Below are 23363 nucleotides of genomic sequence, written 5' to 3'. Positions count from 1 at the left end.
CGTATTCATCTAGTTTTTCTTGCCGCCGCCATTTCCGCCGCCGCCGCCATTTCCGCCGCCGCCACCGTTGCCGCCGCCACCGCCGTTGCCACCACTGTTGCCGCCGCCATTGTTGCCTGAATTTCCGCGGTTCCCGTTATTGCCATTGTTGCCGTTATTGGACTTGGCATTGGAAGCACCGTTGGACTTGGCCGTTGCAGAATTGCCCGGTGAAGTCTTCGCTGCCTCTTTGATCTGCCGCCCGATACTGGACCCGTTTGAAATAACCGCGCCCGTCTGAGCATCGACGATCACGCTGATGATCCGGCCGTTCGGCTTTTTGACCAGAATGCGGTAGTAAACCTTGTCATCCTTGAATGCGCGCGCATCCACGGGGGTGCCGCCAAAGACCTTCTCAACGCCCTTGATGACTTTCTTCAGGCGAATCGCCCCGCCCACAAGCGTCGCTTGCCGCAATTCGGACTGCTTGAGTTCGCGCACAGCAGACTGCCCTTCTCCGGTCAGGAGAAGGGACGCCACAAATGCCGTCGCCAAAAGCTGTCTCATCACTGTCAACTCGTTCTCGCGCGAAACGGTCTAAAGCCTAATTTATTCTATGTGAACCAGTGATGAACAAACGGTTTTTCGTGTGTTCAGGGTGCATCAGTTCAAATGAGGTCGTGGGGTGATTCTGTCGCGCGTTTGTCGTGCCGGAAAACATGGATGCAAACACATGACCCGTGAGGACTGATATGAAGACCAAAACCAACATCCTGCTGAAAGCTACGGCAGTCGCAGTCGCTTTGGTCGGCTCCACCGCAATCGTGACGACACTTGCTGTCCCTGACGCGGCCTATGCCAAAAATGGCAATGGTGGCGGCAACGGGAATGGTGGCGGCAACGGGAATGGCGGCGGCAACGGGAATGGTGGCGATAAAGGCGGCAATGGCAACGCCAACAAAGGTGATGGCGCAAAAGCCAAAGGCAATGCCGGTCGCGGCAAAACTAAGTCCGGCAGCTCCGGGAAAAAATCCGGTGGCGGTTTTTCCCTGAAAGAGCTGTTCAACGGGAACAAGTCGAAAAAGAAATCCGCCCGCGTGGCCAGCACGACGACCTCAACCACCGAGGTAGAGGAATCCGTCCGACCAAAGGGCCGCAAGAAGGGCAACAAGGCTTCGGCTGAATTTGGTGCGCACCCGTCCGAGTTGGGCGCGTTGAACGCCGCCAACGCCAGCGAGACGGCCCTGCAAAACGCATCGCCGAATTCACGTGTGGGTCGCATCGCCACCTACCGTGACACGGTTCTGGCCGGTCAGGCACTGAGCGAGGAACTGGAAGAAGCCCAGGAATTCCTGGATGGCTTGGAACCTCCTGCTCGCCCCACCGAAGACATTGAGAACGACCTGACCGATGCTCAGCAACAAGTTGAGGAAGATCAAGCGCTTGTGGATGATCTGACCGAGCAACTTGAAAATGCCCCGGACGACGAAAAGGAAGCGCTTGAAAATGAGCTTATGGAAGCTGAAGAGGCGCTTGAAGCCTCGCAGATGGCCGCGTCCGAACTTGAAACAGAACTCGCAGACGCCGAGGAATATGAAGACGCTGTCGAAACGGTCGACACCCTGACGGAACAGGTCGAGGCTCAGCCCGAACTGGAACGTGAAGCGTTGGAGGCTGCGGCGAACAAACCCGTCACGGATGAGGTCGAAGCGACCGTAAGGGCAATGTTGGGTCTCGACCCGGTTGAGGAACCTTTTGAAGAAGAAGAGGTATCCGAAGTCGAATAAGAACCAATCACCGATCTCGGTGCCCTTACACTCACGGAGGCATGGGGGGCCGGGCCAGCCATTTCATCCACCTACATGAGCCTTTGGCTGGCCCGGAACAAATTCACAGAACCCCACGACGTTCTGCCCAGTACCAGGTATCGCGCACCTTTTCTCACTCTAGCCGCGATAAAAGCCCGCTCTATTTTGAGCGGGCTTTCCCTTTTCACCGTACCTATTCCGTATGTCTTGTCCTGATGCGTTCTACTTTGCCGGAACGCTTCTTTTTGCCTCGATAAGCCGCATCTCATCGATGATAGAAGACAGTGTAATGTTAATCGGAGGAAAGCGGTTTCCGCGCGTCTTATCGCACGGTGTTTTTCCGTCACGCTGAACCAAATTCCGGGACCGATTAGCAGCGGTGGTCCGAGGTCCGGCAATCAGGATGGCAGACTTTGTCATGCGTTTCCCCTTTGCATGAATTCGGGTAAATGCTCACTTTCGTTAAGAATCGATGCCGCGATTATGCAGATTTCCGTTGAACACACAGCAAATACATTGTTCAGCTTGCGTTAATGTTGTCGCGAAAATCGCAACAAAACCAAATAGGGCGCACGAATCGCCTCGGGTCAGATCCTTGTGTTTTCGAGCCATTCATCCGTTCTGCACCCCTGCGAACCCAAGCCCGAGTTGACAGTCGGCAGCGTCTCGGATAACACCCGCCGCAACATCCGGAAGCGTCTGATCTTCCGGTCCCTTGAGTCGTTCAGGGATCGCCCCCCACCAGCGAGTTTCGCCCGTGGGGGCAATGCCACTTGGCATGACCCCCACGTCAAATTCAGTGGGAGGGGGCGTTTGTGCATTTAACCGACGCATCCTATCTAGGAGGCGCCACCAGATAACCGGCTAAGGAGGCCGAAGGCATGTTTGAAAATCTATCCGAACGCCTTTCCGGCGTCTTTGACCGGCTGACCAAACAGGGCGCGCTGTCCGAAGAAGACGTGAAAACCGCCCTGCGTGAGGTTCGCGTGGCCCTGCTTGAGGCCGACGTCTCGCTGCCCGTCGCCCGTGCTTTCGTCAAGAAGGTGCAGGAACAAGCGACCGGTCAGGCCGTCACCAAGTCGATCACCCCCGGCCAGCAGGTCGTCAAGATTGTGCATGACGCGCTGGTTGACACGCTGCGCGGTGAAGAAGACCCCGGCAAGCTGAAGATCGACAACCCGCCTGCGCCGATCCTGATGGTCGGTCTGCAAGGCTCGGGTAAGACGACCACGACCGGTAAGCTGGCGAAACGCCTCAAAGAGAAAGAGGGCAAGAAGGTTCTGATGGCCTCGCTCGACGTCTATCGCCCGGCGGCGATGGATCAGCTCGCCGTGTTGGGGACGCAGGTCGGCGTTGATACGCTGCCGATCGTACCTGGTCAAAAGCCGGTGGATATCGCCAAGCGCGCCAAGCAGCAGGCAACGTTGGGTGGCTATGACGTGTTCATGCTGGATACCGCGGGCCGTCTGCATATCGACGAAGTCCTGATGGATGAGGTCGAGCAGGTTCGCAACGTGGTCGATCCGCGCGAAACCCTGCTGGTGGTCGACGGCCTGACTGGTCAGGTCGCTGTTGAAGTGGCCGAAGAATTCGACGCCAAGGTCGGCATTTCCGGCGTAGTTCTGACCCGGATGGACGGCGACGGACGTGGCGGTGCGGCGCTGTCGATGCGCGCAGTTACCGGCAAGCCCATTCGCTTTGTCGGTCTGGGCGAGAAGATGGACGCGCTTGAGACCTTCGAGCCGGACCGGATCGCCGGTCGTATTCTGGGCATGGGCGACATTGTTGCCCTGGTCGAAAAAGCCCAGGAAACGATGGAGATCGAACAGACCGAGCGCATGATGAAGCGCATGGTAAAAGGTCAGTTCAATATGAACGACCTGAAGATGCAGCTGGAACAGATGATCCAGATGGGCGGTATGCAGGGCATGATGGGCATGATGCCCGGCATGGGCAAAATGGCCAAGCAGATGGATCAGGCCGGTCTCGACGATAAGATCCTGCGCCAGCAGATCGCCATGATCCAGTCGATGACCAAACGCGAACGCGCCAACCCTCAACTGTTGCAGGCAAGCCGTAAGAAACGGATTGCGGCGGGTTCGGGGATGGAGGTCAGCGACCTCAACAAGCTGCTCAAGATGCACCGGCAGATGTCGGACATGATGAAGAAGATGGGCAAGATGGGCAAAGGCAAGATGCTGAAACAAGCCATGAAGGGCATGTTCGGCAAAGGCGGCCCCTCGCCCGAAGACATGGCCGCAGGCATGGACCCCAAGGCGCTGGAACAGGCGGCCAAGGCCATGGGCGGACGCGGCGGCCTGCCCGGCATGGGCGGCGGCATGGCCCTGCCTCCGGGGCTTAGCGGGTTCGGGAAGAAAAAGTGAATCTGATCGCCAATCATATCCCCCGGCTTGAAACCGAGCGCCTTATCCTCCGCGCGCCGTCCGAGGCTGATTTCGAGGCCGAGGCTGAGTTTTTCATATCAGACGCAGCCAAGTTTCTCGGTGGCCGCAAAAGACCTGATGAGACATGGCGCTTCATTTCGCAGCTTTTGGGCCATTGGGCGATGCGCGGCTATGGCTTTTGGGGTGTTGAGGAAAAGAACACCGGGATCTATGTGGGACATGTCGGCCTGTGGTATCCTCACAGCTGGCCCGAACGCGAAGTCGGTTGGACGCTAATGAACCACGCCACCGGCAAAGGCTATGCGACCGAGGCCGCAATGGCCGCACGTACTCACGCTTATGACGTGCTGGGCTGGGACACGGCGATTTCGCTGATCGACCCGGAAAACCACGCTAGCAAGGCAGTCGCCAAACGTCTGGGCGCAGCATTTGACTACCACTTTGAGCACCCGAAATTCGGCCCTTCCGAGGTCTGGCGGCACCCCGCCCCAGCCGATCTGGTGAATGGCGGCATGGAGGCATACGCATGACCGATCCCGTAGCACAGGCTGCCACGCTGCTGAAAGAACATCGCGAAAGTATCGACCGGCTGGACGCGATCCTTGTCTACACACTAGGCGAGCGGTTCAAGCACACGCAGGCCGTTGGCAAGCTCAAGGCGCAACACGACCTTCCCCCGTCCGATCCCTCGCGCGAGGCTGCGCAGATCGCTCGGCTTGAAGACCTGGCGAAAGAGGCCGATCTGGACCCCGACTTCGCCAAGGCTTTCCTGAATTTCATCATTCAGGAAGTCATCCGACACCACCGGAAACATCAGGAATGACCCGTCGTTTCCACCCATAGAATACCCGGTCCTTGACCGGTCACGCCATCTTAAGGAGATACCACCATGGCAATGAAAATTCGTCTCGCCCGCGGCGGCTCGAAAAAACGTCCGTTCTATCGCATCGTTGCGGCTGACAGCCGTATGCCCCGCGATGGCCGTTTCATCGAGAAACTGGGCACCTACAACCCGCTGCTGCCCAAAGACAGCGAAGAGCGCGTGAAAATGAACATGGAGCGCATCCAGTACTGGCTGGATCAGGGCGCTCAGCCCACCGATCGGATCGCTCGTATGCTGGAAGCTGCTGGCGCCCGCGACAAGGCCGAGCGCAACAACCCCAACAAGGGCACCCCGGGCAAGAAAGCCCAGGAACGCGCCGAAGAAAAAGCAGCCAAGGCTGCTGAGGCGGCAGAAGCTGCTGCTGCTCCGGCTGAAGAAGCGGCTGCAGAAGAATAAGCAGGAAAGCGCGTGTGGGATCAGACTTTCACCGACGATTTTCGCGCGCAGTTTGACCTGTTGCTGCGACTCCGGCGCGATGTGCGTCGGTTTCGCACCGACGCGATTGACGAGGCAGTGCTGACGCGCTGCCTCGACGCGTTTCGGCTGGCCCCTTCGGTGGGGCTCAGCGAACCCTGGCGCGTGATCCGCGTCAAAAGCCAGCCCGCGCGCGACGCGGCGCTGCGAAATTTTCAAACCGCCAATGCGCAGGCATTAGACGGGTATTCCGGCGAAAAGGCGCAGCTCTACAGCCGCCTGAAACTGTCGGGGATGCAAGAGGCCCCGGTGCAACTGGCCGTGTTCTGCGACGACACCACCGACAAGGGGCAAGGTCTGGGCGCAGGCACGATGCCCGAGATGCGGCGCTATTCCGTGGTCTCGGCCATCACCCTGTTCTGGCTGGCCTTGCGGGCCGAGGGTCTGGGGCTGGGTTGGGTGTCCATTCTGGACCCTGACCAGATGGCGCGCGATCTGGACGTGCCCGAGGATTGGCGCCTGATCGGCTATTTCTGCGTTGGCATGCCGGAAACGCAATCGGACACGCCTGAACTGGAACAGGTCGGCTGGGAATGCCGCAACGACAGCTTGCCGATCGAGGTACGATAGGCGCATGTTTGGACTGTTACGCCTTCCCATCCTGCTGATGATCGCCTTTATTGTGGGCGTGTTCTTCGAACGCTCGAACCAACGCGAGGCGTGCGAAGGCATCGGGCAATGGGATGACGGGCTTTGTGTGACGGATGGGGCAAATGAGTGATCTGATCTGCGTCGGCAGCATTGCGGGATCATATGGCGTGCGCGGTGAGGTGCGGCTGAAAAGCTATTGCGCCATCCCCGAGGATATCGAAGCCTATTCCCCCCTGACTGATGAGGCCGGTGGAGAACGCTATCCTCTGATCCTGACCCGGTCGATCAAGAACGGCTTTGCGGCGCGTTTGGGAGGAGTTGAAACCAAAGAACAGGCCGATGCACTGAAAGGTCTGCGACTGTTTGCGCGGCGCGATCAACTGCCCTCGTTACCCGATGATGAGTTCTATCACACTGACCTGATCGGGCTTGAGGTCTATGACACAGGCGGCACCCTGCTGGGCCGTGTGAAGTCTGTGCAAAACCACGGCGCTGCCGACCTGCTGGAACTGCACGGGCCGGGGCTGAAGGCCACCGTTCTGCTGCCCTTCACGCTTGAGGCCGTCCCCACGGTCGATCTGGATCAAGGCCGCATCATCGCCGACCCGCCCGAAGGGCTGATCTGATGCGCCGCGTCCTGCTGCATCTGGGCCTGCACAAGACCGGCACCACTGCGGCACAGTCTTTCCTTTATGAAAATCGCGAGTTGATCTGGCCGCATTTCGCGTTGGTCCTGCCCTATCGAACGCGCAACTCGGGCCTGTCGCGGGCAGCGACCAACCATTCCGTTTATGGCACCGTTGGAACCTTGTCCGAATTCGGTCACCAGATGCGCGACTTCCTCGACACGCTGGATTTCGGGGAAAAGCGCGGGATGATCCTCAGCGAGGAAAACTTCGCGGGTCTCCGCCCCAGTCGCAATCTGGAACAGGGCTACGCGGCGGCTCCCGATCTGGCCGCCTGTCTGGTAGATTCGATCCACCAGAGGTTTTCAGGGCAGGAGGTCGAGATCACGCTTTACCTGTCTTTGCGCCAACGGGGCAGTTGGCTGCGCAGCCTGTGGGCCCATGATTTGCAGCGGATGCGGCAGGTGCAAGATTTCGACACGTTCCGCGACAGCATCGACAATTTGCCCTCGTTGCAAGAGACCGTTGACCAGATCCGTGAGAAACTGCCCTCGGTCACCGTGACCACGGAATGGCTGGAGGAACTGCAATTGCGTCAATTCGGGCCGGGTGCGCCCTTTGCCGAGTATCTGGACTTACCCTATGACAAGGCGCAACGGCTGGTTCCGCCCTCCAAATCTAACACTCGGTTGCCCGAGAACGTTTTGGCGGAATTGCTGAACCTGAACAGATCACGTCTGGACGAAGCCGCCTTGGTCGCGCAAAAGGCCGCCGTAGTTGAACGGGCGCAGCAGGCGCTGATGGGTGCGACATGACCGAAAAACCATCGAAATCTCATGGGCGCAAGGCGATCCGCCCGACCCTGAAACCGCGTGAGTTGCTGACCCCAACGCCCGACCTACACGGAGTGTGGAAGGCTAAGATCATCACTCTGTTCCCTTCAGCTTTTCCCGGTGTGTTGGGCGAGAGCCTGACGGGTAAGGCACTGCAAGAGGGCCTCTGGCAGTTGGAAACCGTCGATCTGCGCCAATTCGGCGTCGGAAAGCACCGCAATGTTGACGACACGCCTGCCGGTGGCGGCGCGGGCATGGTGCTGCGCGCCGATGTACTGGGCGAGGCGATTGAACACACGATGGCGGGGGTGCGGGGTAACTGGCCGCTGATCTACCTCAGCCCGCGTGGCCGCCGGATGGATCAGCGCATGATGCAGAATCTGGCGCGCTGTGACGGTATGACCCTGCTGTGTGGCCGGTTCGAAGGCGTCGATGAGCGGGTGTTGGAGCATTACGGCGTGCAAGAGGTCTCCTTGGGCGATTTCGTCATGACCGGCGGCGAGATTGCCGCGCAGGCTCTGATCGACGCGACTGTGCGGCTGATCCCCGGCGTATTGGGCAATCAGGCCTCGGCTGAGGAAGAGAGCTTCTCCTCGGGCCTGCTGGAACACCCGCAATACACTCGCCCTGCCGAATGGAAGGGCCGTCCGATCCCGGACATTCTGATGTCGGGCCATCACGGCCGTATTGCCAACTGGCGGCATGAGATGTCCGAGCAGATCACACAAGAACGCCGCCCCGACTTGTGGGATGCTTACACCAAAGACAAAGACTAGCCGTTCTTCCACCGCGCCCAAATCTCGGGTGGGCCGTTGAAGGTGTTGATGTCCACGGGTCCCTGCACGCCGGGCACCAAACCAGTGCCGGTATATTGCCAGAACCGCCAAACCGCCTTGGGATAGACGTTGCGGGGGTGGCCTGCCACTGACCTCAGCCAGAACTCTGTCTTGGGCAGGCGCCCTATGTCGGTGTCGCCGTAGAAATCCACGGTGGTGTAGACAATCGGACGCCGCCCGTAGTGACGTTCGAGAATATCCAGAAACCTCTTCGCCTCAGCCCGGACGGTCGCGCCATCGGGGCGTAGGGTGCAGGTCTTGGAATGCGGCGTCCACTCCATATCCAGAACATGCGGCAGGTCCGATCCTTTGGGAACGTTCTGGATGAACCACCGCGCCTGCTCGCGAGCTGGGCGGCAGAAATAAAAATAGTGATAGGCACCCCAAGGCACCCCGGCGGCCTTTGCTCCGCTGCTGTGACTTGCAAACATCGGATCAGCTACATCACCACCCTCAGTCGCCTTGATGAAGACAAAGCTAACCCCCGAAGCCTTGGCCTTGTGCCAGTCAATCGGCCCTTGCCAACGCGACACGTCCAGACCGTGCACCGGATAGTGGCCAGGATGGCGCCCCTCCCACGGGTGCGGATCAGCATCGCCAAAAGCCGGGAAGATCACCGAAGGTGAGGTCGTGTCCAGAAACGCGTTGGCCTCGACCTGTTGCGGCGGCGGGCTGCTGCGACCGCAGGACAGGATGGCAAAAGCCGCGACGGCAAGCATCAATGCAGTGCGCATGTTCTGTTCCTGTTTGAAATAACTGCTCTTGTAATTGCCTTCAGAATGCCTGATCGACAGATCAAAGCAACGATGCTGTTTTGAGGCGGCGGAATCCCACCGTTTCCCAGCATTTTGGGCTTGATCCCTGAACATAATGCCCTTAAACGACCGCAATCCGGTGCCGCGTCATGCGACTCCGGCGTTTTGGTTTGGTCCATGTCGTAACGCCCGGCTTTCTTCGGCCACGGCGCGGCGGAACAAACCGGACCAAGGAACATTCGATCTGACCTCTGGCGGGCTGCACGCAGGACCCGGTGAAGACCAAGAGCTCTCAGCCCGTGCCCAAACTTCGTGGACCAACCACGAGCAGATAGGAGTGAATGCGATGGACCTGATCGCACAGCTTGAGGCGGAACAGATTGCCGCCCTGGGGAAAGACATCCCCGATTTCAAAGCCGGTGACACTATCCGTGTCGGCTTTAAAGTGACCGAAGGGTCGCGTACCCGTGTGCAGAACTACGAAGGCGTCTGCATCGCGCGCAAAGGTGGCAGCGGCATCGCCGGTTCGTTCACCGTCCGCAAAATCTCGTTCGGCGAAGGCGTGGAGCGTGTATTCCCGCTGCACTCGACCAATATCGACAGCATCACCGTTGTCCGCCGTGGCCGCGTCCGTCGCGCCAAACTGTACTATCTGCGCTCGCGTCGTGGTAAATCCGCGCGTATCGCCGAAGTCACCAACTACAAGCCCAAGGCTGGCGCCGAGGCGTAAGGAGCGGAAAGATGAAAAAAGACATCCATCCCGACTACCACTTCATCGACGTCAAACTGACCGATGGCACCGTGATTCAAATGAAATCCACCTGGGGCAGCGAAGGCGACCAGTTGGCCCTGGAGATCGACCCCTCCGTGCACCCCGCATGGACCGGTGGCGGCGCGCGCCTGATGGACGCCGGCGGCCGCGTGTCGAAGTTCAAGAAGAAATACGAAGGTCTGGGCTTCTAAGCCTGACCCGGATCAGATCCGAAAGGCCGTCCCTTGGGGCGGCCTTTTTCTTTGGGCTGGCGCAATCAGATCCAATAGGATAGCGCCACAGGCAGAACCAGAATGGTTGCCAGGGTCGAGACAAGAATGAAACCAGCCACGTCAGGGCCGTATTCCGGCAGATGCTGGTCGACAAACAAATAGGTCGCCACCGAGGACGGCATCAGGCAGCACAGGATCACCGCGCCACGCTCGCCCCCCGTAAACCCAAAGACCCAGACGAGGCTCGTTGAGATGGCAAACGCCATACCCAGATGCAATGCGGTCAGGCTCACCGCACGCCCCAGACTTTGCACCCTTAGGCTGGCCAGCGTATGGCCCAGCGTCAGCAGCATCAGCGGGATCGACAGCCCACCGAGGATGTCAAAGGACTTCGCCACGGGTTGCGGCAGGCTGTACCCGGTCGTCATCAGGATCAGTGAGATGACGACTGCATAAATAACCGGAGAGGTGAGAAGCTTTCTGGCCGAGAACTCTCCGGCCGGGATCCACATTCCAAGGGTAAAAACGCTGATCAAAACGACGACCACAAAACCCATCGTATAGGCCATCCCGGCATCGCCCAACGCCAGCAGAGTAATCGGCAGGCCGATATTGCCTACATTCCCATGCATCAATGGCGTCAAGAACGCCCGAACCGGCAGGCGCATCGCCTTCAGCGCGACAAAGCCCAACATGCCAAACGCCGCAATCGCCAACACTGCGGCGGCAATGACGTCCAGAAAGGTGCCAACCGTGATTTGGGTCGTCGAAAGATGCGAGATGATCAGGGTCGGATACCCAACGCGCGAAACCACCCCTCCGATGACCTTATTATCAAAGGGTGCTTTTGTCAGCGCCAACACGTACCCGATCCCGGCGCAGATCAGAACCGGCAGGACCACGTTCAGGACATTCAGGAAAAGTTGCTCCAATTCACGCCCTTCCAGCGTAGCTCTTCAAACAAGAGTGAAATAGAGGACCGCTTTTGGCAACCGCCCCCTCGGCCCAGGGTCTGAGTTTTCGCAACAGCGCCCTAGAATGGCGTTTCGGGTCCTTCCCTTCCTTCGCTCCACAACATATAGTGGCACGCAACAAACTGTGGTCAAACACGGCGGGACTTGGGAATACAGGCATGGCACATATTATCGTAGTGGGGAACGAGAAGGGCGGCGCAGGCAAATCGACCGTCTCGATGCATGTGGCCACTGCATTGGCCCGGCTGGGTCACAAGGTCAGCACGCTAGATCTAGACCTGCGGCAGCGCAGTCTGGGGCGGTATTTCGAAAACCGGGCCAACTTCTTGAAGAACTCGGACCTGACCCTGCCGACCCCGCGCCACCACGATCTGCCCGAGATCGACGCAAGTAAGCTTAAGCCCGGCGAGAATATCTATGACCATCGCCTCTCGGCAGCGGTGGCCGAATTGGAAAGCGATAGTGACTTCATCCTGATCGACTGCCCCGGCTCGCATACCCGCCTCAGCCAGGTGGCACATTCGCTGGCCGATACGCTTGTCACGCCACTGAACGACAGTTTCATCGACTTTGACCTGCTGGCGCGGATCGATTCCAAGGGTGAGAAAATCCTTGGTCCTTCGGTCTATTCCGAGATGGTCTGGAATGCCCGCCAGTTGCGCGCGCAGGCCGGGTTGAAACCGATCGACTGGGTCGTCGTGCGCAACCGTGTCGGTACGCAGCGCATGGTCAACAAGGAAAAGATGCAGCGCGCGATCGAGATGCTGTCGCAGCGCATCGGGTTCCGCGTCGCTTCGGGATTTTCCGAGCGTGTGATCTTCCGCGAGCTATTCCCCCGTGGCCTGACCCTGCTGGACCTAAAGGATATCGGGGTCAAACAACTCAACATCTCGAACATCGCTGCGCGACAGGAATTGCGCGACATGATGAAAGAGTTGAACCTGCCGGGTGTTGAGATCGACTTTTAGGTCGCCGTCGCAAGTCCGCTTTGCGGGACGAAGCTGATTTTTCCGTCAAGGCAACTGAGAGAAACTGGCCCGTCCGAAGACAGGCCAGCAGCCTGATAAGTCAGTTTAAGGACTTCCAGAAGACGATTTTGTCATCTCCTGTCGCCCAAAAATCCCTGATACGGGCTTCCTCGGTGTAGCCATTCTTTCGGTAGAATTCGCGAGTCTGCTTGAACTCTTCCGTGCCTGACGTGTCAACTATTAGGATGCGCTGCCCACGCTCTTTAAGCTCGGTCTCCAGATGCATTGAGATTGCACTACCTAAACCGCCTCCTTGCTGCGTGGGCAAAACTGCAATGGCGAGCATATTCCATGCCCCTTCTGCAAGCTCTTCTGGAACTGCGTAGCAAAAACCCACTGGGTTTCCGTCCACTTCGCATGTTAGCCAAATTTCAGAGCTTTCTTCATCGGATAGAAAACTGTTCACCATGTCAGGCAGCATCTCACTTGGGAAAAGTTCGGTGCCGTTAAGTACTTCCTGTAAAGCGGCGACATCGTCGCGCATTGTTGGTCGTATTTTCATTGGTCCTTCGTCTTTCGTTGTATCGCCAAACGAGCAAAAGCTATCGATATGGCGGACGCAGAACCCGTGCCATTGTCACTCACAGTTATGGTTGTTTCGACTGTTCACGAGCCATACGTCATTGGAAGCCTGAGAAATTATTAACAGGCTTTATTTGGCTTAGTCGTCCTTCCGTTCAGGACTCAGCGGTTTCCCGCAATCGCAAACATAAAATCTCCATCGCCCTGCGAGCATGCCGAGCGTGCAACTGGGGTATCACTGCGACGACTTACGAGCAAGGACAGGTGTATTGCCGCACCCTAATACCTAACCCCCCGCCCGATAGACCGTAAACAACTCTTTCGGTTCGGGCACACCGCGCAGCATGTAGCGCCCGACCGAGATCAGGTCTTGCCCACAAGGCTGCGCTGCCTGCGCAACATCGTCCGAGATCAGGATACGCTGGCCCAATGACCGGTGCATCCCTGCGATCCGCGCGGTCTGGTTTACCGCTGGGCCGATGACGGTGAAATCCAAACGGCTTTCGGACCCGATATTGCCATAGAGGATTTCCCCCGAATGCAGCGCCAGCGTGAAATTCGCCACGGGTAGACCGTCGGCTTTTCGCGCAGCGTTCAGCTCTTCAATACGCGATTGCAGCATCGGAACGGCCTTCAGCGCGGCCCTTGCATCCTCATCAATATCCCCGACATCGAACATGGCCATCAGCCCGTCGCCCATGAATTTCAGGATATTCCCGTCATTGTCATGGACCACGCCAACCGCCACCGCCAGATAGTCGTTCAGCATGTCGATGATCTCGTTGCCGGGCAGCTCTTCGGACAGGCTGGTAAATCCCTCAAGATCGAAGTTCCAGATCACCGCGTCGATCTGCTGCAACGACCCGCGTCGGATCTCGCCCGACAACACACGACGGCCTGCATCGCGGCCCAGATAGACGCGCATCAGGTCCTTGGATATCCGCGCGTTCGAGGCTGATTTCAACGCCAACCCCAGATGCGGCAAGGCCGTATTGATCAGGTCCAGATCGCTGTCCTGAAACCCGTCAGGCGCGTTGCTGGTCCAGGACAGCAAGACCCCATCTACCGCCTTTTTCGCATCGAGTGGTATGTTGTTGGTCGGCATGTCAAAGGGCACACTGGTGGCGTAATAGTCGGTCGCACCGACCTCGCGCAGGTCGTTGATCAGAGGATATCGGCTGGGTTCGTTCTGATCGACGATCCGTTCATGCACGAAATCGAGGTCTTCGTTGAGGATCGCGTATAAAGGGCTGTTCTGCCAATCCTCACTGACATCTTCCGAGTATTTGAATTTCTGATAATCGCCGCCCTGCCCCTGATACCAGCTATAGCCGGTGCCGCCATAGACCGGGTGCAGGGCCGATTGGGCCGCATGAAACCGCATCAGCGGCACGCCGAGCTCAACCAGCCGAGTGCAATACCCGTCCAGCAATTCTTCTTTGTCCGCGCCTTCAAGGCCGCGGGCAACAATCCAGTTGATCAAATCCGTTGATTTCGCCGCGTTCTTTTCCGGGGCTGTCATTCTTTGTTTCCTATGTCCGCTCTGAACGTCATCTGGGGTCAATGGATGACAATTACCAGAGTTCACCTCATCTCGGCCAGTTTCTGCAACATCTTGCGCAGCAGGGCGGCTTCATCCTCATCAAACATTGCGGCCAGTTTGGCATCATATTGCCGTGCTATGCCGCAGAGCTCTCGGTAGGCAGCCTTGCCCGTTGGGGTCAGTTTCAGATGCTCGACCCGGCGGTCGCTTTCGTTGGGCGTGCGTGTCAGGAATCGGCGGAGTTCAAGCTTGCTGACCGCCCGACTGATCTTGGTCTTGTGGATACGCGCTCTTTCCCCGATCTCTTTCGCGGTTATCTCACCATAATTTCCCAGATGAAACAGCACACGCCATTCCGTGCGCAACATCCCGTAGCGGTCCTTATAGGCACGCTGAAATTCCAACGAGCTTTCCTCGGCTGCGCGGTTCAGCAGATAGGGCAGGAAATCCTGCAAATCAAACGCATCATTTTTTGCGGTGTCTGTCTTTGTCATGCTTGTTAGTTACAAAATCAACTATTATCCCACAAGCAGCAAAACAGGAGGAGTACGGGATGAACCGTCCGGCTGATCCGCATCAGATGACCCAGGCCAGCAGCTCTGTTGGCACACACGAAGGCTATATGCCTGGCTGGGCAAACGACTTTGAAACCGAAGCCTTGCCAGGCGCGCTGCCGCAAGGGATGAACAGCCCGCAACGCTGCAATTATGGCCTCTATGGCGAACAGCTGAGCGGTACGGCATTCACCGCCAATCCGCCGGAACGGACGTGGTGCTATCGCATTCGCCCCTCGGTCAAGCATTCGCATCGATATGAGAAAATCGACCTGCCCTATTGGAAATCGGCCCCCTGCGTTGACCCGGATGTCATCAGCTTGGGTCAATACCGCTGGGACGCGGTTGCCCATTCCGGTGACGGTCTGACCTGGCTGACTGGCATGCGCACCATGACCACGGCGGGGGATGTCAATACGCAGGTGGGCATGGCCAGCCATATCTATCTGGTGACGCACTCCATGGTGGATGACTATTTCTTCTCGGCCGATTCCGAGCTGTTGGTGGTCCCTCAGGAAGGCCGTCTACGCTTTGCCACCGAGCTTGGGATCATTGACGTTGAACCCAAAGAGATCGCCATCATCCCACGCGGTCTGGTCTACCGGGTCGAGGTTCTGGAAGGCCCTGCGCGCGGCTTCGTCTGTGAGAACTACGGGCAGAAATTCGAACTGCCGGGCCGCGGTCCGATCGGCGCAAACTGCATGGCCAACCCGCGCGACTTCAAGGCGCCCGTGGCGGCGTTCGAAGACCGCGAGGTCCCCTCGACTGTCACCGTAAAGTGGTGCGGCCAGTTTCATACCACCAAGATCGGGCAAAGCCCACTGGATGTGGTCGCCTGGCATGGCAACTACGCGCCTTACAAATATGACCTGCGCACCTATTGCCCGGTCGGCGCGATCCTGTTCGACCACCCCGATCCGTCGATCTTTACTGTCTTAACAGCGCCTTCGGGCCAGCCCGGCACGGCCAATATCGACTTCGTCCTGTTCCGCGAACGCTGGATGGTGGCAGAAGACACGTTCCGCCCGCCCTGGTACCACAAAAACATCATGTCTGAGCTGATGGGCAATATCTACGGCCAGTATGACGCCAAGCCACAGGGATTTGTTCCCGGAGGGATGAGCCTGCACAATATGATGCTGCCCCACGGGCCGGACCGCGAGGCGTTTGACAAAGCGTCAAATTCCAACCTCGGCCCGGACAAATTGGACAACACCATGTCCTTCATGTTTGAAACCCGTTTTCCGCAGCACCTAACGGCATTCGCCGCCAATGAGGCCCCCTTGCAGGATGATTACATTGACTGCTGGACCTCGCTTGAGAAAAAGTTCGACGGAACGCCCGGCAAAAAATAAACACCTCGCAGGTCCAAGATTTTTCGACGAAAAATCTCGACCTGCACAAAAGGTCTGGAGAAAGAATGTCCTTGATAAATTCCTGGGTGGCTTCAGCCAACGCCGCCAACCATCCGTTCCCTCTGAACAACTTGCCTTACGGTGTGTTTTCCACCGAAGACGGTGAACCGCACTGCGGAGTGGCGATCGGGGACATGATCCTCGACATCACCACGGCCGAGGCCGAAGGCCTGATCGTCCTGACGGATGAGCCCTTGTTTGACCTGCCCTTTTGGAACCCACTGATGGAGCAAGGCCCGGCCGTCTGGGCTGCCCTGCGCGCGCGCCTGAACAGTCTTTTGGCCGACGGATCGGAAGAACAAGGGCAAGTCGAACCCCTGCTCGTGGCTCAAAGTGATGCCGAGATGCACCTGCCTTTCGCAGTCAGCGAATACACCGACTTCTACGCAGGCCGCCACCACGCACAGAATGTTGGCACCATGTTCCGCGGGCCCGAAAATGCGCTACCACCCAATTGGCTGCACATTCCCATCGGCTACAACGGCCGCGCCTCGTCCGTTGTTGTGTCGGGCACGGATATCCGTCGTCCGTGGGGCCAATTGAAGTCTCCCGATCACGACCGCCCGGCCTTCCTGCCCAGCCGCCGCTTTGACATTGAGCTTGAGATGGGCGCCATTGTGGGCACACCGTCGGAAGGCCCGATCTCGGTGCAGGAGGCGGACGACAACATCTTTGGTTATGTTCTGCTAAACGATTGGTCCGCCCGCGATATCCAGGCCTGGGAATATCAGCCACTGGGTCCCTTCCAGGCCAAGGCCACGGCCACCTCAATCAGCCCCTGGATCGTGACCAAAGCCGCGCTGGAGCCATTCCGCTGTGACACCCCAGCCCGCGAACATGAGCTGCTGGATCACCTCAAAGATTGTGGACCCATGCTCTATGACATCGACCTGTCCGTTACGATGGCCCCCGCTGGCAAGCCCGCCACTACGATCGCGCGTACGAATTACAACCAGATGTACTATTCTGCAGCCCAACAACTGGCCCATCACACGACCTCGGGCTGCCCGATGAACACCGGCGACCTACTGGGATCGGGCACGATATCTGGCCCCACAAAACCCGAGCGCGGCTCACTTCTGGAACTCAGCTGGGGCGGTAAGGAACCCCTGACCCTCGACACTGGCGAGACCCGTAGCTTTATCGAGGACGGCGACACTCTGACCCTAACCGGATCCGCCAAAGGCGACGGTTACACAATCGGCTTCGGAGATTGCACCGGCACCCTGCTGCCCGCATTGGACGACCCCTATAAAAGGTGAACCCAGCCCTTCTTCTCGTCAAAAATACGGCCACCGGAGGCGGTGCAACACCACAATCCGCACACGGCTCGGAAAAAGGAACCCAACATGGCCAAGGCTTTCGCGTCCCAAGGGGACATGTCCGAAAAAAAGATCAGCTTCACGGAAATTGGCGAAGGGCTCTATGCCTTCACCGCCGAGGGCGATCCCAATTCCGGCGTCATCATCGGCGATGACAGCGTCATGATCATCGAGGCCCAGGCCACCCCCCGTCTGGCGCAGAAGGTCATCGACTGCGTCCGCTCGGTCACCGACAAACCGATTACCCATGTGGCGTTGACCCACTACCACGCCGTGCGCGTGCTTGGGGCCAGCGCCTTCGGAGCGCAGCAAATCCTGATGTCGGATATGGCCCGCGCTATGGTCGTGGAACGCGGACAAGAGGATTGGGACAGCGAATTCCAACGCTTTCCCCGCCTTTTTGAGGGGCATGAAAGCATCCCCGGCCTGACGTGGCCCACCACCACCTTCAGCGATACGATGACGGTCTATCTGGGCAACCGCCGGGTCGACCTGATGCATCTGGGCCGCGCCCATACGGCGGGTGATATCGTCATCCATGTGGCTGATCAGAATGTCATGTTCACAGGCGACATCGTCGAATACCACTCGGCCTGCTACTGCGGCGACGGGCACTTCGGCGACTGGGGCGATACGCTGGATGCAATCAAATGGTTCGACGTGGACGCCATCGCGCCGGGACGCGGTGACGCTCTGATCGGCAAGAACATGGTCAATGCCGCCATCGAAAACACCCGCGATTTCGTCGGAAGCACCTACCGTCCTGCTGCAAAGGTCGCGGCGCGTGGAGGATCGCTTAAAGAAGCGTGGGATGCCGTACGTGCCGAGTGTGATCCGAAATTTGCCGATTACGCGATTTATGAACACTGCCTGCCCTTCAACGTCGCCCGCGCCTATGACGAAGCCCGAGGTATTGACACGCCGCGCATATGGACCGCCCAACGGGATCTGGAGATGTGGGAGGCCCTGCAAGCCTAGGGACATAGCGTCGCATTTGATCCAGATCGTTTTGCGGCCGGAGTTTCGATGGAACCATTCGGGAAGACCCTCTGGCCCAGTCCCGCCAGAGACACGGAGTTTCGCGCCAAGGCACCGGGGAGAGAGCCTATGAACAAGATCTTCGAAACACCCCTTTATGCGTATGATCGCAGCCCGGATCAGGACACTGCAACGCCTGTGCGCCACAAGGTGATCGTTGTGGGCGCCGGTCCCGTTGGCCTGAGCGCCGCCATCGATCTGGCGCAGCAAGGGGTCGAGGTCGTGGTGCTGGATGACAATGACAAGGTCAGTTTCGGCAGCCGCGCGATCTGCTTTTCACAACGTACATTGGATATTGCCGACCGGCTGGGTTGTGGCAAACCGATGGCAGAAACCGGGGTTCAATGGGAAGCAGGCAAGGTCTTTTTCGACGACCGCAAAGTTTATGAGTTCGACTTGCTGCCCGAAAAAGGCTTTGCCAACCCCGCCTTCGTGAACCTGCAACAATATCATCTTGAGAATATTCTGGTCGACCGCGTTCGCGCCTTGCAGGCCGAAGGTGCCCCGATCGAAATCCGGGGCCGCAACAAGGTCGAAGCCATCGGCACCCATGACGACCATGTTAAACTTGAGGTCGAAACGCCAGAAGGCCCCTATAACGTCGAAGCCGACTGGCTGATTGCGTGCGATGGCGCGCATTCTCCCACCCGCCGGATGCTGGGGCTGGATTTTGACGGGCGGGTATTCGAAGACAATTTCCTGATCGCGGATGTGGTGATGGAGGCCGACTTCCCCACCGAACGCTGGTTCTGGTTCGACCCCCCCTTCAACCGGGGTCAGTCTGCACTGCTGCACAAACAGCCCGACAATGTCTGGCGCATCGATCTGCAACTGGGGTGGGACATCGACAAAGAGCGCGAGAAACGCCCCGAAAACGTCATCCCGCGCCTCAAGGCAATGCTGGGTGAGGATGTGGTGTTTGAGCTTGAATGGGTCTCGATCTACACGTTCCAATGCCGTCGGATGGAACGGTTCCGCTATGGCCGTGTGCTCTTTGCAGGGGACAGCGCCCATCAGGTCAGCCCGTTTGGCGCGCGCGGGGCGAATTCGGGAATTCAGGACACCGACAATCTGTGCTGGAAGTTGAAGCTAGTCATCGACGGACAGGCACCCGAACTGCTGCTGGACAGCTATAGCCGCGAGCGCGTGCAGGCAGCGGATGAGAATATCCAGAACTCCACCCGCTCGACCGATTTCATCACGCCGAAATCCGAGATGTCGCGCCTGATGCGCGATGCAGTTCTAGACCTGAGCGAGCACTACGAATTCGCACGCCCGCTGGTCAATTCCGGGCGGCTGAGTACGCCGTGTACCTACGAGGGATCGTCGCTCAGTTCGGCTGATGCGCTTAGCGGGCCGGACCTGACCTGCCCCGGCGCGGCCTGCCCTGATGCGCCATTGGGCGACGAATTCTTGTTGTCAAAACTGGCGGGCAAATTCACTTTGCTGACCATCGACGCTGACGCTCCCGACCGGATCGAAGAAGACGGAGTCGAGGCCACACGACTCGCACTTTCGGTCAAGGATGACCTGACGCTTGAGCTGAAGCGCCGCTATCTGGGCGATGCGACCAGTGCCGTCTATCTGATCCGCCCAGACCAACATGTGGCGGCGCGGCGGGACAATTTCGAAGAAAACGCGTTCCGGCAGGCGATGCGCCGGACCACAGGAAAGGAGTAAGCAGGATGGCTGATCTGATCCTCACCCCCAATTTCGACAGCGCAGACGACTTCTATGCGCAGTTGCTAGCCTCGCATGAAGGGCTGGGAAAGGACGAAAGCGACGCGTTGAATGCGCGGCTGATCTTGGTTCTGGCCAACCACATCGGTGATGCAGAGGTGTTGTCACAAGCTTTGAAAACGGCCACGCTGCCTGGGGATTGATCTAGTAGGGAGATCCGGATGAGTGTGATCCTATATGATTATTGGCGGTCCTCGGCCAGTTATCGGGTGCGTATCGCGCTGAACCTCGCCGGGATTTCGTATCAGGCAGTTTCGGTCGACCTGGTGGCGGGCGATCACAGGTCCGACGTGCATCTGGCCCGCAATCCGCAAGGCCTGGTGCCTGTTCTTGAGATAGACGGGCTGCGTCTGACCCAGTCGTTGGCGATCATCGACTATCTGGACCAGACCCGCGGTATGGGCTTGCTGCCTGCCGAGCCAGCGGCTCGCGCGCAGGCTTTGGCATTGGCGCAATCCATCGCCGTAGATCTGCATCCGGTCTGCAACCTGTCGGTCGCGCGCCACGCAACGACATTAAGTGGCAGCGCCGAAGGCATGCCGGGCGATTGGATGCGCCATTTCATCCGTCCCGGCCTACTGGCGTTCGAAGCATTGCTGAACGGTTTCGAACAAGCCCCCTATTGTACCGGCACTCAGCCCGGTTTGGCCGATCTGTGTCTAATCCCGCAGATGTATAATGCACGTCGCTGGCAGGTCGATCTGACCGGGCTACCCCGTATCTTGAGTGTCGACGCTACCTGCGCAGACCTGCCCGCTTTTGCGCAGGCTCACCCGGACCGGCACGCGCCTGACTGACTGCACAGGGTCTGTGTACCCATGCGGATAGGGAAAGACGCGACGCTGGTTTATTAAGATCGTCTCAGCAATGATGGAGACCCCTATGCCCGAAATCACCGGCTATCACGCCCATGTCTATTTCGATGCTCATTCTCAAACAGTCGCGCAACAGCTTTGCGAAAAGGCGGGCCGCTTGTTCCCTGTTGAGGTCGGCCGAATGCACGCCAAGAACGTTGGCCCACATCCGCGCTGGAGCTGTCAGCTGGCATTTGCGCCCGACGCGTTTGATCAGGTTATTCCATGGCTGATGCTGAACCGACAAGGGCTCACCATATTTACGCATCCCGAAACTGGCCAGCATCTTGAGGATCATCGGGATCGTGCCATCTGGATGGGCGAAATGCTGACGTTGGACCTGACGATCTTTGATCGAACGGGCACTTAGCCCAGAGCCTTGGCCTGATCGCGCAGCTTGAACTTTTGCACCTTTCCCGTCGAAGTCTTGGGCAGCGGCCCGAACACCACCGTTTTGGGTGCCTTGAAATGGGCCATGTGATCGCGACAGAAGGCGATAATCTCGGCCGCGTTTGCCTGCGCGTCGTGTTTGAGTTCGACAAAGGCACAAGGTGTTTCACCCCATTTCTCGTCGGGGCGGGCAACCACGGCAGCCTCCATCACAGCGGGGTGTTTGTAGAGGATATCCTCGACCTCGACCGATGAGATATTCTCGCCTCCCGAAATGATGATGTCCTTGGACCGGTCCTTAAGCGCGATATATCCGTCGGGGTGCATCACCCCCAGGTCACCCGAGGCAAACCAGCCACCGTTGAACGCTTTGTCGGTGGCATCGGGGTTCTTGAGATAGCCCTTCATCACCACATTGCCCTGCATGAAGATCTCGCCCATGGTCTCCCCGTCGGAAGGGACCGGCTCCAGCGTTTCAGGGTCGGCCACCATTAGACCGGAAAGGGCCGTGTAGCGCACCCCTTGCCGGACCTTCAGCGCAGCGCGCTCATCGGCCGGTTTTTCGTTCCACTCATCTTTCCAGGCGCAGACGACCGATGGACCGTAGGTTTCGGTCAGGCCGTAGACATGTGTAACCTCGATCCCCATCCCTTCCATATTCGCAATCACGGCGGCAGGGGGCGGGGCGCCTGCGGTCATCACCTTGATCTTCTGGTCGAAATCCTTAAGTGCGTCGGGTGCGTTGGCCAGCATGTTCAGCACGATAGGTGCACCGCAGAAATGGGTAACTTTCTCATCGCGGAAGGCGGCATAGATCGGTTCGGCCCGCACCGCGCGTAAACAGACCGAGACGCCCGCATTCGCGGCCATCGCCCAAGGGAAGCACCAGCCGTTGCAGTGGAACATCGGCAACGTCCACAGATAGGTCGAATGCTTGGGCATGTCCCAATCCAGAAGGTCCGACTGCGCATTCAGCGCCGCGCCCCGGTGGTGATAGACAACCCCCTTAGGGTTGCCCGTGGTACCAGAGGTATAGTTCAGCGTGATCGCGTCCCATTCGTCACCCGGCAGAGACCACGCGTATTCGGGATCCCCCTCGGCCAGCAGAGCGTCATAGGTCAGCGCACCCAGCTTCTCGCCCCCCTCATAGCTGTCATCTTCGATATCAATGATCAGCAGATCGTGATCGACCTGCGTCAGCGCCTCTTTCACGACGCCCGAGAACTCGGGATCGACCAGCAGTACTTTGGATTCCGCGTGGTTCAGGATGAAGGCAATGATCGGGGCATCCAGCCTTGTGTTGATGGCGTTCAGAACGGCGCCGGTCATGGGGACACCGAAATGCGCCTCGTACATCTCGGGGATGTTAGCCGCGATGATTGATACGGTGTCGCCCTTGCTAATCCCCCGCGCAACCAAAGCACCGGCCATCCGGCAACAGCGCGCGTAGGTTTCCGCCCAGCTATAGCGGCGCGCGCCGTACACCACGGACGGGTAGTCTGGGTAGATCTGCGCGGTGCGGTCGATGAAGCTCAGCGGTGACAGGGGCGTGTAGTTCGCCCTGCCCTTGTCCAAATGACGCTCATAGATATTTGCCGCGGTCATCAGCGCATCCTCCCTCAGTATCTGTCGCGCGACTTGATCACAAAGACGCGCGCCTGACAAACCCGTATGAATACGACATAGACTGGCAATACGCGATAGTGCAATCTGGCCCTATCTACCGGTGGTCTTTCGCGGTGATCTGAGCCATCGAATAGTCAAGGGCCGGGGCTCCTGCTCCGCCGCTTACGCACCCACACTTTGCGA

General features: G+C 58.5%; 27 protein-coding genes. 20 read left to right on the top strand and 7 right to left on the bottom strand.

Going from position 1 to position 23363, the window contains the following annotated elements; all coding sequences use genetic code 11:
* Positions 1–9 precede the first annotated feature (9 nt).
* On the bottom strand, positions 10–546 hold the full coding sequence (locus GOV79_RS20205; RefSeq protein ID WP_170791442.1) for a PepSY domain-containing protein: 537 nt from the start codon (positions 544–546) through the stop codon (positions 10–12).
* Positions 547–731: 185 nt separating this feature from the next.
* Between GOV79_RS20205 and GOV79_RS20200 the strand changes: the two genes are divergently transcribed.
* The 10 genes from GOV79_RS20200 to trmD all read left to right on the top strand — a co-directional run bounded on the left by GOV79_RS20200 (position 732) and on the right by trmD (position 8375).
* Positions 732–1766: a hypothetical protein gene (locus GOV79_RS20200; RefSeq protein ID WP_170787165.1), complete on the top strand. Its 1035-nt coding sequence runs from the start codon at positions 732–734 to the stop codon at positions 1764–1766.
* Between the two features lie 902 nt (positions 1767–2668).
* The gene (ffh, locus tag GOV79_RS20195) at positions 2669–4171 is read left to right on the top strand and encodes a signal recognition particle protein (RefSeq protein WP_170791440.1); all 1503 of its coding nucleotides are present in this window, start codon (positions 2669–2671) and stop codon (positions 4169–4171) included.
* Positions 4168–4722, top strand: a complete 555-nt coding sequence (locus tag GOV79_RS20190) for a GNAT family N-acetyltransferase (RefSeq protein ID WP_170791438.1) — start codon at positions 4168–4170, stop codon at positions 4720–4722. Before ffh ends, GOV79_RS20190 begins: the two co-directional genes overlap by 4 nt.
* Positions 4719–5015 (top strand): chorismate mutase, encoded by a 297-nt coding sequence (locus GOV79_RS20185; protein ID WP_170791436.1) that lies wholly within the window; start codon positions 4719–4721, stop codon positions 5013–5015. Before GOV79_RS20190 ends, GOV79_RS20185 begins: the two co-directional genes overlap by 4 nt.
* Before the next feature lie 66 nt (positions 5016–5081).
* On the top strand, positions 5082–5471 hold the full coding sequence (rpsP, locus tag GOV79_RS20180) for a 30S ribosomal protein S16 (RefSeq protein WP_010437590.1): 390 nt from the start codon (positions 5082–5084) through the stop codon (positions 5469–5471).
* Positions 5472–5483: 12 nt separating this feature from the next.
* On the top strand, positions 5484–6119 hold the full coding sequence (gene bluB, locus GOV79_RS20175; RefSeq protein WP_170791434.1) for a 5,6-dimethylbenzimidazole synthase: 636 nt from the start codon (positions 5484–5486) through the stop codon (positions 6117–6119).
* 4 nt (positions 6120–6123) lie between these two features.
* Positions 6124–6270: a hypothetical protein gene (locus tag GOV79_RS20170; RefSeq protein WP_170356104.1), complete on the top strand. Its 147-nt coding sequence runs from the start codon at positions 6124–6126 to the stop codon at positions 6268–6270.
* Positions 6263–6766 (top strand): ribosome maturation factor RimM, encoded by a 504-nt coding sequence (gene rimM, locus GOV79_RS20165; protein ID WP_170775128.1) that lies wholly within the window; start codon positions 6263–6265, stop codon positions 6764–6766. The genes GOV79_RS20170 and rimM overlap by 8 nt, the downstream gene beginning before the upstream one ends.
* Entirely contained in the window at positions 6766–7581 is an 816-nt protein-coding gene (locus GOV79_RS20160) for a hypothetical protein (RefSeq protein ID WP_170791432.1), read from the top strand. Before rimM ends, GOV79_RS20160 begins: the two co-directional genes overlap by 1 nt.
* Positions 7578–8375 (top strand): tRNA (guanosine(37)-N1)-methyltransferase TrmD, encoded by a 798-nt coding sequence (trmD, locus tag GOV79_RS20155; protein ID WP_170791430.1) that lies wholly within the window; start codon positions 7578–7580, stop codon positions 8373–8375. The genes GOV79_RS20160 and trmD overlap by 4 nt, the downstream gene beginning before the upstream one ends.
* Here trmD and GOV79_RS20150 read toward each other — a convergent pair.
* Positions 8372–9169: a glycoside hydrolase family 25 protein gene (locus GOV79_RS20150; protein ID WP_170791428.1), complete on the bottom strand. Its 798-nt coding sequence runs from the start codon at positions 9167–9169 to the stop codon at positions 8372–8374. The genes trmD and GOV79_RS20150 overlap by 4 nt on opposite strands.
* 367 nt (positions 9170–9536) lie before the next feature.
* Between GOV79_RS20150 and rplS the strand changes: the two genes are divergently transcribed.
* Complete coding sequence (gene rplS / locus GOV79_RS20145; RefSeq protein WP_170328369.1) at positions 9537–9920, top strand: 50S ribosomal protein L19; 384 nt, start codon at positions 9537–9539, stop codon at positions 9918–9920.
* A gap of 11 nt (positions 9921–9931) precedes the next feature.
* Positions 9932–10153, top strand: coding sequence for a 50S ribosomal protein L31 (gene rpmE, locus GOV79_RS20140; RefSeq protein WP_170775136.1), 222 nt, complete (start codon positions 9932–9934; stop codon positions 10151–10153).
* Between the two features lie 65 nt (positions 10154–10218).
* Here rpmE and GOV79_RS20135 read toward each other — a convergent pair whose 3' ends face one another.
* Positions 10219–11106 (bottom strand): AEC family transporter, encoded by an 888-nt coding sequence (locus tag GOV79_RS20135; RefSeq protein ID WP_170791426.1) that lies wholly within the window; start codon positions 11104–11106, stop codon positions 10219–10221.
* 200 nt (positions 11107–11306) lie between these two features.
* Here GOV79_RS20135 and GOV79_RS20130 point away from each other — a divergent pair, with 200 nt between their 5' ends.
* The gene (locus tag GOV79_RS20130; protein WP_170775140.1) at positions 11307–12116 is read left to right on the top strand and encodes a division plane positioning ATPase MipZ; all 810 of its coding nucleotides are present in this window, start codon (positions 11307–11309) and stop codon (positions 12114–12116) included.
* 100 nt (positions 12117–12216) lie between these two features.
* Here GOV79_RS20130 and GOV79_RS20125 read toward each other — a convergent pair whose 3' ends face one another.
* The 3 genes from GOV79_RS20125 to GOV79_RS20115 all read right to left on the bottom strand — a co-directional run bounded on the left by GOV79_RS20125 (position 12217) and on the right by GOV79_RS20115 (position 14735).
* Positions 12217–12678, bottom strand: a complete 462-nt coding sequence (locus GOV79_RS20125; protein ID WP_170791424.1) for a GNAT family N-acetyltransferase — start codon at positions 12676–12678, stop codon at positions 12217–12219.
* 306 nt (positions 12679–12984) lie between these two features.
* Positions 12985–14220, bottom strand: a complete 1236-nt coding sequence (locus GOV79_RS20120; RefSeq protein WP_170787151.1) for an adenylate/guanylate cyclase domain-containing protein — start codon at positions 14218–14220, stop codon at positions 12985–12987.
* 62 nt (positions 14221–14282) lie between these two features.
* On the bottom strand, positions 14283–14735 hold the full coding sequence (locus tag GOV79_RS20115; RefSeq protein WP_170791422.1) for a MarR family winged helix-turn-helix transcriptional regulator: 453 nt from the start codon (positions 14733–14735) through the stop codon (positions 14283–14285).
* A 59-nt stretch (positions 14736–14794) separates the two neighbouring features.
* On the opposite strand from GOV79_RS20115, the gene hmgA reads away from it, so the two are divergent.
* From hmgA to GOV79_RS20080, 7 genes are all read left to right on the top strand, one after another.
* Positions 14795–16150, top strand: a complete 1356-nt coding sequence (hmgA, locus tag GOV79_RS20110; RefSeq protein WP_170791420.1) for a homogentisate 1,2-dioxygenase — start codon at positions 14795–14797, stop codon at positions 16148–16150.
* A 65-nt stretch (positions 16151–16215) separates the two neighbouring features.
* Positions 16216–17472 (top strand): fumarylacetoacetase, encoded by a 1257-nt coding sequence (gene fahA / locus GOV79_RS20105; protein WP_170791418.1) that lies wholly within the window; start codon positions 16216–16218, stop codon positions 17470–17472.
* Between the two features lie 87 nt (positions 17473–17559).
* Positions 17560–18510 (top strand): MBL fold metallo-hydrolase, encoded by a 951-nt coding sequence (locus tag GOV79_RS20100; RefSeq protein WP_170791416.1) that lies wholly within the window; start codon positions 17560–17562, stop codon positions 18508–18510.
* A gap of 129 nt (positions 18511–18639) precedes the next feature.
* On the top strand, positions 18640–20250 hold the full coding sequence (locus GOV79_RS20095; RefSeq protein ID WP_170791414.1) for an FAD-dependent oxidoreductase: 1611 nt from the start codon (positions 18640–18642) through the stop codon (positions 20248–20250).
* Between the two features lie 5 nt (positions 20251–20255).
* Positions 20256–20453 carry a DUF2783 domain-containing protein gene (locus tag GOV79_RS20090; RefSeq protein WP_170775163.1) on the top strand — a complete coding sequence of 66 codons (198 nt, stop codon included), beginning with the start codon at positions 20256–20258 and terminating at the stop codon, positions 20451–20453.
* Positions 20454–20471: 18 nt separating this feature from the next.
* A complete protein-coding gene (maiA, locus tag GOV79_RS20085) occupies positions 20472–21107 on the top strand; it encodes a maleylacetoacetate isomerase (protein ID WP_170791412.1) in 636 nt (211 codons plus the stop codon).
* 85 nt (positions 21108–21192) lie between these two features.
* A complete protein-coding gene (locus GOV79_RS20080) occupies positions 21193–21534 on the top strand; it encodes a DOPA 4,5-dioxygenase family protein (RefSeq protein WP_170791410.1) in 342 nt (113 codons plus the stop codon).
* On the opposite strand, the gene GOV79_RS20075 is transcribed toward GOV79_RS20080, so the two are convergent.
* Positions 21531–23159 (bottom strand): acyl-CoA synthetase, encoded by a 1629-nt coding sequence (locus GOV79_RS20075; RefSeq protein ID WP_170791408.1) that lies wholly within the window; start codon positions 23157–23159, stop codon positions 21531–21533. The genes GOV79_RS20080 and GOV79_RS20075 overlap by 4 nt on opposite strands.
* Between the last annotated feature and the right edge of the window lie 204 nt (positions 23160–23363).

It is taken from the genome of Ruegeria lacuscaerulensis (assembly GCF_013034745.1).
Classification (GTDB): domain Bacteria; phylum Pseudomonadota; class Alphaproteobacteria; order Rhodobacterales; family Rhodobacteraceae; genus Ruegeria; species Ruegeria lacuscaerulensis_B.
The sequence above is the reverse complement of the archived record's forward strand: the minus strand, read 5'-3'. Positions and strand labels throughout refer to the sequence as shown.

What these genes read in the sequence shown, in the direction of transcription:
- GOV79_RS20205 (WP_170791442.1), bottom strand. Translation starts at nt 546, where the DNA reads ATGAGACAGCTTTTGGCGACGGCATTTGTGGCGTCCCTTCTCCTGACC.
- GOV79_RS20200 (WP_170787165.1), top strand. Translation starts at nt 732, where the DNA reads ATGAAGACCAAAACCAACATCCTGCTGAAAGCTACGGCAGTCGCAGTC.
- ffh (WP_170791440.1), top strand. Translation starts at nt 2,669, where the DNA reads ATGTTTGAAAATCTATCCGAACGCCTTTCCGGCGTCTTTGACCGGCTG.
- GOV79_RS20185 (WP_170791436.1), top strand. Translation starts at nt 4,719, where the DNA reads ATGACCGATCCCGTAGCACAGGCTGCCACGCTGCTGAAAGAACATCGC.
- rpsP (WP_010437590.1), top strand. Translation starts at nt 5,082, where the DNA reads ATGGCAATGAAAATTCGTCTCGCCCGCGGCGGCTCGAAAAAACGTCCG.
- GOV79_RS20170 (WP_170356104.1), top strand. Translation starts at nt 6,124, where the DNA reads ATGTTTGGACTGTTACGCCTTCCCATCCTGCTGATGATCGCCTTTATT.
- rimM (WP_170775128.1), top strand. Translation starts at nt 6,263, where the DNA reads ATGAGTGATCTGATCTGCGTCGGCAGCATTGCGGGATCATATGGCGTG.
- GOV79_RS20160 (WP_170791432.1), top strand. Translation starts at nt 6,766, where the DNA reads ATGCGCCGCGTCCTGCTGCATCTGGGCCTGCACAAGACCGGCACCACT.
- trmD (WP_170791430.1), top strand. Translation starts at nt 7,578, where the DNA reads ATGACCGAAAAACCATCGAAATCTCATGGGCGCAAGGCGATCCGCCCG.
- GOV79_RS20150 (WP_170791428.1), bottom strand. Translation starts at nt 9,169, where the DNA reads ATGCGCACTGCATTGATGCTTGCCGTCGCGGCTTTTGCCATCCTGTCC.
- rplS (WP_170328369.1), top strand. Translation starts at nt 9,537, where the DNA reads ATGGACCTGATCGCACAGCTTGAGGCGGAACAGATTGCCGCCCTGGGG.
- rpmE (WP_170775136.1), top strand. Translation starts at nt 9,932, where the DNA reads ATGAAAAAAGACATCCATCCCGACTACCACTTCATCGACGTCAAACTG.
- GOV79_RS20130 (WP_170775140.1), top strand. Translation starts at nt 11,307, where the DNA reads ATGGCACATATTATCGTAGTGGGGAACGAGAAGGGCGGCGCAGGCAAA.
- GOV79_RS20125 (WP_170791424.1), bottom strand. Translation starts at nt 12,678, where the DNA reads ATGAAAATACGACCAACAATGCGCGACGATGTCGCCGCTTTACAGGAA.
- GOV79_RS20120 (WP_170787151.1), bottom strand. Translation starts at nt 14,220, where the DNA reads ATGACAGCCCCGGAAAAGAACGCGGCGAAATCAACGGATTTGATCAAC.
- GOV79_RS20115 (WP_170791422.1), bottom strand. Translation starts at nt 14,735, where the DNA reads ATGACAAAGACAGACACCGCAAAAAATGATGCGTTTGATTTGCAGGAT.
- hmgA (WP_170791420.1), top strand. Translation starts at nt 14,795, where the DNA reads ATGAACCGTCCGGCTGATCCGCATCAGATGACCCAGGCCAGCAGCTCT.
- fahA (WP_170791418.1), top strand. Translation starts at nt 16,216, where the DNA reads ATGTCCTTGATAAATTCCTGGGTGGCTTCAGCCAACGCCGCCAACCAT.
- GOV79_RS20100 (WP_170791416.1), top strand. Translation starts at nt 17,560, where the DNA reads ATGGCCAAGGCTTTCGCGTCCCAAGGGGACATGTCCGAAAAAAAGATC.
- GOV79_RS20095 (WP_170791414.1), top strand. Translation starts at nt 18,640, where the DNA reads ATGAACAAGATCTTCGAAACACCCCTTTATGCGTATGATCGCAGCCCG.
- GOV79_RS20090 (WP_170775163.1), top strand. Translation starts at nt 20,256, where the DNA reads ATGGCTGATCTGATCCTCACCCCCAATTTCGACAGCGCAGACGACTTC.
- maiA (WP_170791412.1), top strand. Translation starts at nt 20,472, where the DNA reads ATGAGTGTGATCCTATATGATTATTGGCGGTCCTCGGCCAGTTATCGG.
- GOV79_RS20080 (WP_170791410.1), top strand. Translation starts at nt 21,193, where the DNA reads ATGCCCGAAATCACCGGCTATCACGCCCATGTCTATTTCGATGCTCAT.
- GOV79_RS20075 (WP_170791408.1), bottom strand. Translation starts at nt 23,159, where the DNA reads ATGACCGCGGCAAATATCTATGAGCGTCATTTGGACAAGGGCAGGGCG.